General features: G+C 59.4%; 8 protein-coding genes. All 8 read left to right on the forward strand.

What is annotated here, in order from left to right:
* Positions 1–15 precede the first annotated feature (15 nt).
* Complete coding sequence (locus tag EPN96_03060; GenBank protein ID TAL18109.1) at positions 16–591, forward strand: RNA polymerase sigma factor; 576 nt, start codon at positions 16–18, stop codon at positions 589–591.
* Positions 588–1,181, forward strand: a complete 594-nt coding sequence (locus tag EPN96_03065; GenBank protein ID TAL18110.1) for a hypothetical protein — start codon at positions 588–590, stop codon at positions 1,179–1,181. The genes EPN96_03060 and EPN96_03065 overlap by 4 nt, the downstream gene beginning before the upstream one ends.
* Positions 1,182–1,245: 64 nt before the next feature.
* Positions 1,246–1,899 (forward strand): hypothetical protein, encoded by a 654-nt coding sequence (locus EPN96_03070; protein TAL18117.1) that lies wholly within the window; start codon positions 1,246–1,248, stop codon positions 1,897–1,899.
* Between the two features lie 61 nt (positions 1,900–1,960).
* Entirely contained in the window at positions 1,961–3,598 is a 1,638-nt protein-coding gene (locus tag EPN96_03075) for a hypothetical protein (protein ID TAL18111.1), read from the forward strand.
* Between the two features lie 144 nt (positions 3,599–3,742).
* Positions 3,743–4,627, forward strand: coding sequence for a hypothetical protein (locus tag EPN96_03080; protein TAL18112.1), 885 nt, complete (start codon positions 3,743–3,745; stop codon positions 4,625–4,627).
* A gap of 11 nt (positions 4,628–4,638) precedes the next feature.
* On the forward strand, positions 4,639–6,081 hold the full coding sequence (locus EPN96_03085) for a hypothetical protein (GenBank protein TAL18113.1): 1,443 nt from the start codon (positions 4,639–4,641) through the stop codon (positions 6,079–6,081).
* A 17-nt stretch (positions 6,082–6,098) separates the two neighbouring features.
* A complete protein-coding gene (locus EPN96_03090) occupies positions 6,099–10,937 on the forward strand; it encodes a hypothetical protein (GenBank protein TAL18114.1) in 4,839 nt (1,612 codons plus the stop codon).
* Between the two features lie 135 nt (positions 10,938–11,072).
* A partial coding sequence (locus tag EPN96_03095; GenBank protein ID TAL18115.1) for a CxxxxCH/CxxCH domain-containing protein occupies positions 11,073–14,207 on the forward strand: 3,135 nt, incomplete at its 3' end.

Here is a 14,207-nt window from a genome sequence, read left to right on the forward strand (position 1 = left end):
TCAGGGAAACTCTATTTGACGGTTGAAAATTTAGCGGACATAGACGCCGAGCTGGCCCAAAAGGCGCTTAAAGGCGACAAAAGGGCATTCGCGACGCTGGTCGAAAAATATCAGAGCGCCATCTACGGCTATGCCCTGCACTTTTTCCGTCATACCGACGCCGCCGAGGATATCGCGCAGGAAACCTTTCTTCGGGCTTACCGTTTTTTGCCCACTTACGATCCCTCCCGCAAATTCGTAACCTGGCTTTATTCCATTGCGAGAAACCTCTGCATAGACAGACACCGCGACAACGCCAGAAGGGATCTTGTCCCCATCGACGACATCGCGGAACTGGAAATTACCTCGACCTCCTTCGGCGCTGATCCGCTACGCACGCTGGAGAGCAAGGAAGACAAGGAGGAAATTCTCGCCGCCGTGGCGAAACTGCCGGAAAAATACAGAACCCCGCTTATTCTCTGCTACATGGAGGAGATGTCCTATCAGGAGATAAGCGAAGTTCTGGGAATATCTTTGAATAATACAAAAATCCGGATATTCAGGGCAAAGAAGATACTCCTCGAATATCTCGGACTTACGGAGCACCAATGAGCAGGAAGAAATACCTTTTGGGGGCGGTTTTCCTTTCGGCCCTGATAGTATGGGTATGGGCGCCCGTGGCCAACTCCTCCGGCGCGAAGCCGCCCGCCGCCGAAAATACGGCTAAAAACCCAAAAGATCCGCAGGCGCTCTGGGTTTACCGGCAGTCGATAGCGCTGGGGGTGCCCGAGACCGAACTCCTTACCCTCGCGGAGGCCTGCCGCGACCAGGGGTTCACTACAGCCGAAACGAGGAGGGTGCTGGGGCTCATCGCCAAGGCCAAACTCTCCGGCCTTCCCCACGAAGACCTTCTGGCGAAGCTGCGCGAAGGGCTCGCCAAAAAGGCCGGGGCCGAGGCGATAGACGAGGCCCTTTCCGCCAAGGCCAAAACCCTGAAGCGTTCCAAGGACCTCGTCGATTCCATGATAATGGAGGGGTGGAACGTGACCGATTACAATCTGGCCATAAAGATAGTCGCCGACGCGATGGACGCGGGCTCCACGCCCCAGAACATCCTTTCGGTGGTTCGCGGAGACAAAAAGAGACCCGAGGGGATGCCCGACGTGAAAAAAGTTTTTCATCCCCTTGAGCCCGGCGAGTAACAAAAGCAAAGCCTTGCCGTATATAAGATAGTCCGTGAACCAATCCTTGATTCAGGAGTCAGACATGCAGTGCAAGGACATTGAGGCTTTGTGGGTTGCCCGCCTTGACGGAGCGGTATCCGCCGATCTGGAATCGGAGATGGGCGTGCATATCGACGGATGCGAAAGGTGCAGGAAATTCGTGGCTTCCATGGAGAAGCTCGAATACGCCCTTGAGGTTATCGGCGACGAAAAGCCCGAGGCTCCCCCCTTCCTGAAGGCCAGAATAATGGCCCGGCTGGAGGAGGAGAGGGCGCCCCTCGGTTCCCGCATTTTCGGTTGGCTGACGGCCCCGCGTCTTATCGCCGCCTCTTTGGTGGCCATAGCCTTTTTCGGAGGGCTGGCCACTCGCGAGATGATGCTCAGGAGCCCCCTAAAGGATTCTCTGGCGATGCAGAAAGTCGCTTTTGAGTTCGAGGCCCCCAACGCCAGCAACGTAAGTCTTGTCGGCGATTTCAACGACTGGGGGCTCAGGGACGTTCCTATTTCCGCCAACCAGTCGGGCGGAAGATGGGTTTTCGAGGTCAAGCTCGTGCCCGGGCGCTATCAGTACGCTTTTGTAGTGGACGGGAAAAAATGGTTGCCTGACCCCAAGGCCGCGGGTATTATCCCCGATGGTTTCGGGGGGCAGAATTCGGTGCTCTACATACAGGGCGGACAAAAGCCGACCCTGTTGTAAAGCCCCTTAAAGCTCAGGGCCGCGGGGCGCGGTTTTTATGGCTACACGAAAGAGAGGGAGCATGAAAAGCCGTCGGAGCAATGCGGCCGTTACCGGACGCGCCGGACTTTTCCTTAACGTGTCCGTGCTCTTGATTGCGATGCTTGCTCCGGGGGCAAAACCCGCCTTCGCCAACCGGCAGATCGCGGGGAATCACAACTTTGTCGTCCTCGGCTCGACCGCCTCCGGAATCTGCGACGTATGCCATGCCGCCGGGGGAGGCGCCCAGGGTACGCAGGGGCAGGACAGCAGCCTTCGCGTTTTTAGGTTTCCCGGAGCCGACGATATAGCGAGATGCTCGGGCAACTGCCACTCCGCGCCTAACTACCCGATAGAAGGCATAACCGTCAGCGCTCCGCAGCCCAACCACCTCGCTCCGGTTCCCGCCAACCAGCCCAGATGCTTCAACAACACGGTGGGGTGTCATCTCGCCGCCACCTACTGGGACTGCCTTCTGTGCCACAACCAGACCTTCATGCAAAACACCTTCGGGCAGGCCACCGGCAATGACAGCGCCCTCAACGCACCCGGCATAGATAAGTTCAGGGCGCTGGCGAGCCACAAGCACACCACCACCTACGCTGCCCCTTACGACAACGCCGCGAACAACTCCTGCCTTAAATGCCACGGCATGTCGGCGGGTACGGCTCACCCCGGCGGGGCCACGGACAACACCGGAGTGCTTGTTTACCCCGACAGCGTCGCGGGTCACGCGGCAGGGGAAGCGATAATCCCGTCGAGTCCGACCGATCCGGATTACCACGAATATCAGGATTTTTGCCTCTCCTGCCACGACGGCAGGGCCGACGCGGGCGTCCCCGCCGCGATACAGCTCAACGGCGCCAGCGTCCCGGCCATGCCCAGGTTCGACTACAACGAAGAGTTCCTGAGCGGCGGGAGCAGAACTTTCCCGAGCAATCCTCCCTATCTCGCCCTTTCCGCCACTTCTATGGCCAATTACCCCGCGAACAATTACTTTGAAAAGAACGGCCACGGCCGGGCAACGAGCTTGGGCGGCTCGGCCATGAATCTCACCTGCCTCGAAAAGGCGGGCACGGGCACGGGCTGTCATTCCGTCCACGGCACGGCAAACACGGTGCTGCTGGACGACGAGGGTTTCGTCGCCTCCACTCCCCCCGTTGATACGATAAGCGAGCTTGGCAACAACGTCTGCATGACCTGCCACCCGAGGAACATTCTGGGAGCGGGGACCGGCATCTCCAAGTTCCACTCCTGGCTGGGGACCGGGGGAGTGCTTCACGCGGGCCCTGTGGAAAGCACAGTCGTCTGGGGAAGCGCGGCCAGCGACGCGAACATGGAAGTCAACGACCCCGGAACCCAGGTGCCGTCGCCCACCTGGTACCCTAACGACAACGCGAGGATACTGCCCTTCTACGCCCTGCCCGCCACTTTGGCTACCAGCCGGCTTTACTACGTGACGGGGACGAACAATTTCGTCGATAACATGTCCGTCGCCTGCGTTACCTGCCACGATCCCCACGGGACGTCGGATTTTTATCAGGGGTATAACGCCGACACCGGAACTTGCATTAAAGATGCGGCCGGCAACTGTTACCAGACCGTCGCGATGCTCAGGAAGTTCATGTCCTCCATAGATTTCGGTGACCCTCTTTGCAGTGAGTGCCACGTCGAGCCCTGAGCGCCATTTTGTTGTTACTCGTTTAAAAATTGGGGTGAGAATTTAAGGGGTAAATGTTAGAATAATTAACTGTTATTTAACGCTCTTTCCCCGAACCTTGAGTTTTTCGGGCGAGGGGTTGGGCGAATCGCAGTGGAAGGCGTAATGAAACTGCACAAAACCTGTCAATGGATAGCGGTGGTGTGCCTTGCTTTGGGCGCATCTTTTGCTTTTCCGCGCCTTGTTTCCGCGGCGGATAAAGCCAAACCCTCCGATACTCCGGCCGCGGAAAAGCCGCTTTACGCCGACCTTGAGGGGCAGGTGGTCGACGAAGGGGGCAATCCCATCCCCGGAGTCGTAGTCAACCTCCTTTACGAGACCTCCCTGGCCGACGAGAACGGAAAATTCCGCTTCCAGAAGATACCCACCATCCATACCTCCGTCGTATCCCTGCAGGTCGCGAACGACTCCGGCATGGTAATAGGCTGCACCTCTTTTGACATACCGGTCCGTTATTATCCCGTCGCCGCCAGCGAGGGAGACAGGGTCGACGTGGTCATCGCGGAGCCCGGAGTGGACACCTTCGTGACACTCAAGCTAAAGAGCGTAACCATTGACAAGGTGAACGATTACTGCTCGGCCTGCCACACGAAGAATCCCTGCGTCGAGACCACCACTTTCGGCTCCATGATCAAAAAAGACGACAAGAAGCTGCGTGGACTCATCGTCAAGGAATCGGAGCTACCGAAGGTTCGCGAAAACTTCATGAAGCTCGGCCTCTCCAAGGACAGTTACAGATATATCCGTCATCAGGATACCCATCCCGATAACTTTGAAATGAACCAGGCAGTGGCGCAGACAGGCGAAAGGGCGGGACTCTTCAAGCAGCCCGAAAAACTTAAAATGCGCGTTATCAGGGAAAACAATCAGACTCGCCACTACGTTATCTGCGACTCCTGCCATACGCGCCATCTGGCTACGGAGCAGCGGCAATTCGTAGTCATGGCGTTTGATGAAGAGAGCCAGCTCTGCTATCAGTGCCACAATTGAGATTTGACAAGATGAATAGATTTTCAGGCCGGGCTCTTTTGTCCGCGGCTGTGCTTGCGGGTTTTTTGCTGTCGGGGTGCGTGCCTGCTCCCGCGGTCGTCAAGGAAGAGAAGGTTCCTGCGAAGGCGGAAGCGCCGGTTGAGGCGAAACCGGTCAAACCGGCGGCGGCGGTCAGGCCGACGGTTGTAATGCCCCCGCCTCCGCCCGAAAAGAGCGACGCCGAAATTCTGGAGGAGGCCAAGCTCCGCGCAGCCGCCTTGCGGCCCGTGGTCGATGCCGAGATAGCTATGGTCAGGCCGGGCCCGATACCCGAGCCGGAAGTCAAAAAACCTTCCGCTCCGGTGAAGGAGACGCCCGAGCCGGGCGCGCAGAGGCTCCGGAAGCCTCCGCCGACGGTCGAGCAGTCCCCGGCCCCCATTGCCGCGGCGGTCGAAGCCGCCGTCACGGTAGCCGCCGCGCCGGTGGAAACGAAAGCCGCGCCCGTTACGGCCGCCCCGGCGCCGCAGGACGCGAGTCCGGCCAAGGGCAACGGAAGTAACTCCAACGGCGGGGTTTTTACCTCCGCCGAAGCGCCCGCGCTGACTTCCGTGGCGTCCTACACCACCTCAAACGGCCTTCCGGAGAATCTGGTGACGGCCGTCTACGTGGACGAGAGCGACGCCTGGGTGGGCACGAACGGGGGAGGGGTGGCGAGGTTCAACTTCGCCGAGAACAACTGGATCATCACCAAAAAGGTCGATGGCCTCATTTCGGATTTCGTTACCGACATCGCCAAATACAAAGGGAGGATTTTTGTCGGGACCGACGTGGGGATTTCAATCTGGGACGGCATCGCCTGGCAGAACAAGCAGACGGAAGACAAGCTGGAGCTTGCCAACTCCACCTTCGCCCCCGGCGAAAACACGCTTTGGCTGGCCGCCCGGAACATGCGCGGCGGGCTGCTTGAGTTCGACGGCGAAAAGTGGCTGAACAGGTCGAATATCCGCGCGGGAGTCATCCTGAACAACGTTTCGGCGATGGCCTTCGATAAAAAGGAAATATGGCTGGGCACCACCAGCAGAGGCCTTTACGTTAAAAGAGCGAGAGACTGGGAAATTTTTTCGGTTACCGAAGGAATTGCAAGCAACTTTATATACTCGATCGCAGTAAAAGAAGATAAGGCCTTTCTCGGAGGGTGCTGCGGTCTCAGTTATTACGACGGTTCGCGCTGGACGATCTTTGACGTTCCCGACGGGCTTTCCCATTCCACGGTTAACGACGTCGTTTACGACGGCGCAATCGTGTGGCTGGGAACGAAGAACGGGCTTTGCGCCTACAACGGGGAGGAGTTCACCAGCTATTACGCCGAAGACGGCGTATTGGTAGACAACAGGGTGACTTCGATTTTTGTTCGGGGCGACGAACTGTGGATCGGCACAGCCGGTGGTCTGAGCCGCCTTAAAAAAGGCGAATGATGAGTGGAGTGAAAACCTTGACGAAAAACCTTCTTTCCGGATTCGTCACAAGGGTGATCCCGCAAGTGTTTTTTGCAGCCGCAGTCGCGGCTATTGGTGTTTTATGCCTTCCCTTCGACGCCCTTGCGGACCATTCGCTGGACAACAAGTGCGTGGCCTGCCACACGCTCCGCTCGACGAACGTGGTTCCCGGGTCGCGCAACGTCCTTTTCGACCGCGTCAACGACTTTCTCTATCAATCGGAATGGTATTGCGGCGCCGGAGTCTGGGGGAACCTGCTTACCACCGCTTCTACGCCTCTGGATTGCAGTTACTGTCATGAAGTCGACGTCGCTTTCGAGATACAGATAGCCAAAGGCGGCAAGAGAAACGTCGGCATCGGCGTCGGCTCCGCCCACCCGGTTGACGTTCTCGGCGACGAATACACCTACGCGGCGAACATCCGCATAGTCTGCAACGACTGCCACAACGGCGCGACCCCCGGCACCCTCGTCCCGGAAACGCTCTGCACCAAAAGCGCGACCGACGGCTATCCGAACCATCAGAACATGGTCATAGGTGCCGGCAAGGCGCTGCCGGGAGCCAACAACCTCACCGACAATCCGCCGAGGCTCAGCCTCCCCTACGGAACGGACGTGGACTGGACGAAGGCCACCTTCGTTGCCGCCGACGTTCTCTGCTTTATCTGCCACGACGCGAGCGATTCGACCAATCCTCCCTACTCCGGCGCTTCCCTGATCGAGTCGGGGATGAAGAACATAATGGCGGATTACAACCGCACCGGAGGGGGCCACAACACGCCGAATTCAGGCACGGGAGTCGGCAATGTCGCCAACAAAAAGCTCGCCTGTTACCACTGCCACGACCCCCACGCGTCAACGGATCCGCCTCCCACCGGTACGGCGAATAACGAAGCTCTCATCCTGAATCTCGGCGGTATCAACAAGGCGTATCCTTACGGCGCGCCCGGGGACAACGACTTCACCGCCAGCGGTTACATCGCCGGCGGAACCGCCAACGGCGACGTAAAGGTCTGCGCACAGTGCCACAACGGAACCACCAAGGTCGAAAACGTCGCCGTGATGCAGTGGAACCTTGCATTTCCGGGCAACTACAAGTTCGCCTTCCATAAAAACGCCCACAACGGCGCGACAAGCTGCCTTACGAAAAACGGCGGATGCCACCAGTCGCCGCACTACAACAACACCTACGCCTGCCTCGACTGCCACTCCTCCAACACAACCTTCGGCACACAGACAAACGCCAAGCTGCTCGCGGTAAACAACGTCGGCAGCGAGCTTGACCTCCTGAACGGCATAAAGTCCAAGCACAACCTGAACTACAACCCGGCGCTGCCGCTGAACGTCGTTGCGAACAACGGCTGCCTGGCCTGCCACAACGTACCCGCCACCCTCCCCAATGACGGCAGAATAGTCGCGCTTCCTAACGGAACCACTTTCGCACCGCCGACTACCCCGATGCCCAACTGGCAGAGCCTTGTCGCCTACGACGACTTCTGCATCGGCTGCCATGACGGGAGCGTCGACGCCGACGAAACCATGAGCGGGCTGAAGGCTCCCCGGGTTGAGAAGTATTTCAGAAACGGAGGCCACGGCAATACCTCCGCTTTCGTCTCCGCCAACCGGGCCGCTAAAATTCCATGCCTGCAGTGCCACGTCTACCATGGTTCCACAGCCTTCAAGCTCCTTCCGGGCAATGTCCAGACCATTGACGGGAAGGGCAAGGTGGTCAAGGGTTTTGACTACACTCCGCGTACGACAGGCACAACCTTCACTTTGGGTGGGATGCACGGGACAGAGCCCAACACGACCCGCCTCGACTACACCGATTACACCCTGTCGGGTTCCTCCAACAACGGTCGCCTTACAAACGACAACCGCAAGGCGTGGAAGTTCGCCGACTATACCAATTCCAATCCCTGGAGCACCTACTACGAGTCCACAGGAAACACCCCACTGCCCACAGATCCCGCAGGCACTGAGGTCAGCTTCGGCACCTCGGGCGACATGCTCGACCCGGCGAAGGTCCCCTGTGGCAGCAACGCTACCAACGCGCCCAAGCTCGGTTTTTGCAACGCCTGCCATTTTTCCAACAATTCAACCGACGGCACCGTCGACACCTTGGGCTGGGTCTACACCCACGAAGCCGATCAGGGCGGTGACGACTGCTCCAGCACGCTTTACAAATCAACCCTTGACATGCACAAGGACTGCTCAGAGTGCCATGACCCCCACGGCTCGGGTGACGCCGGCAGCAACAATCCAAACTGGTTCATGGTGCGCGGCAAGATAGCCACAGGCTTCGGGACAGGCTCAGGCGACTGGGATACGTATAATGTAGTATTGGACAGCCCCGCGGGGGATCCGGACGGCATCTTCGCGGGTCCCGACGGACTCGACGAAATCGACGCCGACAACCGCGACGACATCTGCGCGGTTTGCCATACCACCACGGATCACAACAACAGGGCCGGGGCGGAAATCACACCCCACCCCGAGGGCGGCGACTGCACGATCTGCCACGACCACGGCGGCACCAAGGGGGCTCCCTTCACGGGCAACCAGGCCCTGCTCGGTTTCCCGATCGACATGCAGCCGGGCTACCCGATCTGCTTTGACTGCCACGGCGGAAACGAACCCGTAGCGGGAGACAAGCCTTACGAGGCTTCCGACGGCGTCGCCAACATGGTCAACTCCACGCAGTACAATACCTACGGCCACGGCCTCGACACCGCTTCCCAATACCCCGCGCCGAACCGGCTGGGCGCGCGCAACAGCGGCGCGGGTTACACCGACGGCACCTCGACGCTCCCGACGGAGTGCACGGTGTGCCATGACGACTCCACTGCGCATCTGCCAAAAGCCTCATCGAATCCCTACCGCCTTATCCCGGCGTACGCCGCCAACACCGACGGCCTCTGCAACACCTGCCACGGCGTCAGCGGCACGGCCTCCAGAATCAACATGCATATCCACTCCAGAGCGATCATGGTCGCCGAGGGTTACGGCGGCGTCAGCGCGACCTGGCCGGGTACGAATTACGCTTTCAAATGCGTAGACTGTCACGATCCGCACGGCGACAACCCCAACGTTTTCATGGTGAAAAGTCACATAAGCGCTCCCACCGCGGCGGGCGACACCTCCTTCGGGTCCAACCAGTACGGAACTCCGCAGGACAAGCCTAATATATCGCCCGTGCTCTTCGACGACGTAGACCCCACCGACGGAAGAGGGCCGGGCTATCCCATACTCCCTGGCCCGCCTGGCGGCATCTGCGAGGTCTGCCACAACCAGACGATTTATTTCAAGCGCGATGGTTCCGCCAATGAGACCCACATGCTGGCGACCCGCTGCGCGACCTGCCACAAGCACGAGGACGGCTTCGCTCCAAGCGCTTGCAACGGCTGCCACGGTTTCCCGCCCGAGCCGGGAACCTGCACCCCCTCGACCGCAACGGAGCAGAATTACACCGGCGGCGGCGGACCTCACCTCGATCACGTAAGGCTTCTGGCCGCGAAAACCGGAGCGGAATTTCCCGCCGTCAACAATTTCGACGCCGTCATGCTCTGCGACCCCTGCCACGGCGACGGCTCGGGCTCCAACAACCACAACGACAGCAACAAAGGCATAGGTTGCTGGGATCTCGCGACCTCCAGAGGCTTCGTGAATATCCGGGGCCGTTCGCTGGCCGATTCCTGGGGAGTGGGCGCTTCCTACGGCGGCTCGGCGTTGCCCACGACTCCTTCGGCCACTTCGATGGACACTGCCGATTCGGCGTGCAAGACCGTCAACTGCCACGGCACGGACGCAAGCGACAATACGGGCAACGTCGTCAACTGGAACCTTGGAGATTACTCCACCGAGGTCTCGGGCCATTCACCCCCCTCCGCCGCCAGCGACGGGCAGAATCTTTCCAAGGTCTGCAAGGGTTGTCACGACAGGACCCCGGCGAACATAAAAATATGGGACGACGCCGCGACCCCGGCGCTCAAATACGGCCCCGCCGGTTCAGGCGCGACAGCTACCTACAACGACGACAAGATAGTGGTTGCCGACAACTATTTCGCCACGCTCAGCGGCTATTCTCGCGGCGGCCACGGCGACCCGAAGATACAGCTTGAAGACCCTCTGGTAAATTCCGACACCAGCCACGTTACGCCGATAGACTGCACCTCCTGCCACAATTCGAACAGCGTTACCACTCCGCATTTTCCGGCCGCCGCCGCAAATTTCCAGCGGCTTTTGAACACTCTGCTTGAGGATTCCAACCATACTTCGGGGCTCTGCAGCGAATGCCATTCCAACACTTCATATCCCGGCCCCCCCGGAAACCTCGTCCATCACCCCAGCCATACCGGGACTAAAGACGCTCCGGCGGCTCTTGTCGTCCCCAACGTCTCCCAGGAGATAATGAGCAATATCGACGGGACCTTCAACTGGGTAGAGTGGTTTACGGACAGGTGGGAGCAATCCCGGTACGGAGCAGGCGGCGTGGTGGGGACTTTCACCTATGACGCCAATCCCGACAGGGCCATCGACTGGTGGGACGGCAACCCGGGCCAACTGAACATGAGCCCCACGGTGCCCCCCAAGTTTCTGAGGAATCCCTTCAACGGCGGCAGCGTGGCGCTGCCCCTGGAGAAATACGTTGTCGGCACAACCAGCACAAACCCCGCAAACGCCAGCAACAGGGTGATTTGCGTGACCTGCCACAATCCTCACGGCACGGATCTGAGGGTTTTCGTCACGACGGGCGGAGATTTAACTCAAATTCCCGACAACAATATGTTGCGCTTGAGAGAGAGTGATAATACATTATGCCATGGTTGCCATTAGGCGCATCTTATTCAGGCAGGGTTTGCATACCCGAGGGGAGTTCCCGGCGGTCTTGACCGCGTAGGGATTTCTCCGTTTTGGTTATTGATTCTGATTCAGGAGCGGTAGTTTTATGGGTGCAGCAGGAGACATGAGATGAAGACGAAACTGGCTGTTTTCGCGGCGGTGGCCATTGCGTTTCTGGCAGTGGCTGTGACGGGTGAGCAAGCTTACGCTACTCACTACCCCAACGGCTCTTTGTGCTACGACTGCCATGCAGTCAGCCGTTCAAGCATACTGAGCGGCACAAGGCTGATAAGGCGATCTCCGAAGACGACGGAGTTGGGATGGACCACCGGCTCGGCGCCGTGTCTCTTCTGCCACGAGTCCCACGCGGTTTCAGTCGCCCCGGGAGCCGACATGGTCCCGGTGGACGAGCTGTACAGCGACCAGACCCGCTCCAAGCACAGGGTGATAAAGAATGGCACGACGGGCGGAGACGCCGACTTCGACTGTACGGACTGCCACAACAACGCCGTAAGCTACGTATCGCCGGTCGGAGGCAACGCCAACGTTCACGGCGTCGATGCCCTTACGGGTGATTACACCTGGCAGCAGAGCATAGATATCGATCCGGACCTGCCGGTGGTCAACCCGACCGATCCCTACCAGACCTGCGCGAACGTAAGCTGCCACAATCCCAATGGAACGACCGTGACGCCCGTAGGAACCCGCTTCGCTCCTCCGTCGCACAACTACACCTACATGGTAACGGTAAACGGCGGGCCCGCTCCCGACTCCTGCGGAGATTGCCACGGCACCCACGGCTCACCCGGCGCCGCCTCGATACTTACCCTCCGCGAAGACGGGACCTCTTCCGACAGCGCGGCAAACCTCAGCCCCTACGTCACCGAGGCAAATTGCGGCCTCTGCCACAACGCGGACGACGGCGGAGTGGCAAGCGTTTACGAAACCAAGGGCCACGGCGGAAACGCCTACGCCGGTACTACCGGCTACACAAAAACCATAAACCTGACCTGCAACTCCTGCCACGATCCGAACACGCCCCACGACTTTCCAAACCGTCTGAACATGCGTTTTAATATGCCCTTAAAGACCGCCAGCACTTCTGCTCTCACGGGGAAGAATCTGCAATCGGTCTGCACCAACTGCCACCAGGCGCACCCGAACCACCAGAACGCCACCGGTTGCCTCGATTGCCACGACCCGCACGGTCAGAATCTCGGCGCCAACATAATGATGGTGCGGGAGAAACTTCCCTTTGACGCCAACGGCGACAAATACTTCACCGCCGCCGACATTGGCTCTACCGGCAATCTGGTTAAAGATACAATGGTATACGCCAGATCGGGCAGCCGCGACACAGGGGGAACCTTTAACTACTGGCCAAATAATGCGCTGGGCTACAGCGGTTCATCCAATGGTGTCTGCGACAACTACGACTGCCACTCGAATAGCGCCAGTCCGCCGGAGAAAGCCGTCTGGCCCTTTTCCACATGGGCGCCCGGACACGCCGGCGGCGTAGTTGGCGTCACAGTGGGTGAAAATTGCGGCAGCTGCCACGCTCACAAGGCAACCGACGGCTGGGTTCCCGGCGCCGCCGTATGCGGCTCCTGCCACGGCTACCCCCCCAACGGCACAGACCAACTGGTCGACAACCCCGGCGCGATTGGTTTCCACGCTCTCCACAACACTACTCTTGCCTACGGTTGTTCATCCTGCCACTCCGGCAATATCCATAATGATCCTTCAAAGCCTGGAGGCGCTTGGACGTCTAACACCGGCATACCGATTCCCTCCGCCTATGTGGAGGTCGATTTTTCAACAAATTTCAATCCTGCTGCGGCTTCCTACGTATCGGCCAGCAAGACCTGCTCCGGTCTCGTCTGCCATAACCCCGACGACAACTCGATTTACCCGCCCACAGGGAAAACACTCCGAAACGCCACCGCTGTGGACAAGGTGCCTGACTGGGACGCGGGCGTCACAATAGACACCTGCCAGGGTTGCCATGCCGATTCGGCTGTCGGAAACTCGCACAGGCGCCACGAGGCCGCCTCTCCCACCGGCTACGGATTCAGTTGCCGCGTGTGCCACTCCACGCTGAATGCGTCCACCAACTCCTATTCAGGTACCCACGCCGACGGCGACATGGACCACGACGTTTCACTCTTGGTCATGAACCTCGACAACGCGGGAGCAAACTTCACAGGCCTAACCGGAAGCGCGGCGTACGTCCCCGCCTCCAAGACCTGCACGAATCTTTACTGCCACGGCGTTTACACCGGCAATACGCCCGCCGTGACGCCGGACTGGGACGCCGTGACCGGCGGAGCTTGCGGCAACTGCCATAGCAACACGGAACTGTCCACCGGCGCGCATCAGGTTCACACCCTCGATACTACCTATAATACAAACTGCAAAATCTGCCACGTTAGCGTAACCGCCGACGGCACCACCATCGCCGACACCACACTCCACGTCAACGCTTTGGCTGATATTTCCTTCGACACCTCGGACGCGCGCATGGACGTGGCCGACACGTACAGCCTCGGCGCAAGCTCTTCGCTCGGCGCTCCCTACGGCACCTGCACCAATCTTTACTGCCACGGCACGTACACCGGCAACACCCCGGTGGATACGCCGGACTGGGCGACAGCGACGACCGCGGATTGCGGCGACTGCCACAGCAACACCACCATGGCCAGCGGCTCGCACACCGCCCACGTCGACAACGCTACGTATAATATCTCCTGCAACCTCTGCCACAACACGGTCACCACGGACGACGGCGTCACCTTCAACGCCGCCAGCTACGGTACGCGCCATGTTGACGGCAACGTAGACGTTGAATTCAACACAGCCAACCCGAAGATCGCCGCTACGACGGCTTATTCGATCAACAACTCGATTATCGACGCCACCTACGGCACCTGCGCCAATACCTACTGCCATTCTACGGGCGCGGTTGCCTCACCGTGGACAAACACTTCCATAACGTGGAACACCGCCTCCACCTGCGCAAGCTGCCACGCGACCACACCCGCAACCGGCAGCCATACAAGCCACATGACCACGACCACCAGCGCCGGCGGCGCCTGCACAGATTGCCACACGGCTGAAACTGATTACGTCAACCACGTCAACCAGACCAAGACCATAAAGGCGACACTGACCTTCGCGGCCAACAGCTGCTCCACCAACGCCTGCCACAACAACGGCAAGAACGCCGCACCTCGCACCGCTTACACGTGGGGCACGGCCATAGGC

It is taken from the genome of bacterium, assembly GCA_004322275.1.
Taxonomy (GTDB): domain Bacteria; phylum Desulfobacterota; class Deferrisomatia; order Deferrisomatales; family BM512; genus SCTA01.

Excerpts from the sequence above, each read along its gene's own strand:
- EPN96_03075 (TAL18111.1), top strand. The coding sequence starts at position 1,961 with ATGAAAAGCCGTCGGAGCAATGCGGCCGTTACCGGACGCGCCGGACTT.
- EPN96_03070 (TAL18117.1), top strand. The coding sequence starts at position 1,246 with ATGCAGTGCAAGGACATTGAGGCTTTGTGGGTTGCCCGCCTTGACGGA.
- EPN96_03085 (TAL18113.1), top strand. The coding sequence starts at position 4,639 with ATGAATAGATTTTCAGGCCGGGCTCTTTTGTCCGCGGCTGTGCTTGCG.
- EPN96_03080 (TAL18112.1), top strand. The coding sequence starts at position 3,743 with ATGAAACTGCACAAAACCTGTCAATGGATAGCGGTGGTGTGCCTTGCT.
- EPN96_03065 (TAL18110.1), top strand. The coding sequence starts at position 588 with ATGAGCAGGAAGAAATACCTTTTGGGGGCGGTTTTCCTTTCGGCCCTG.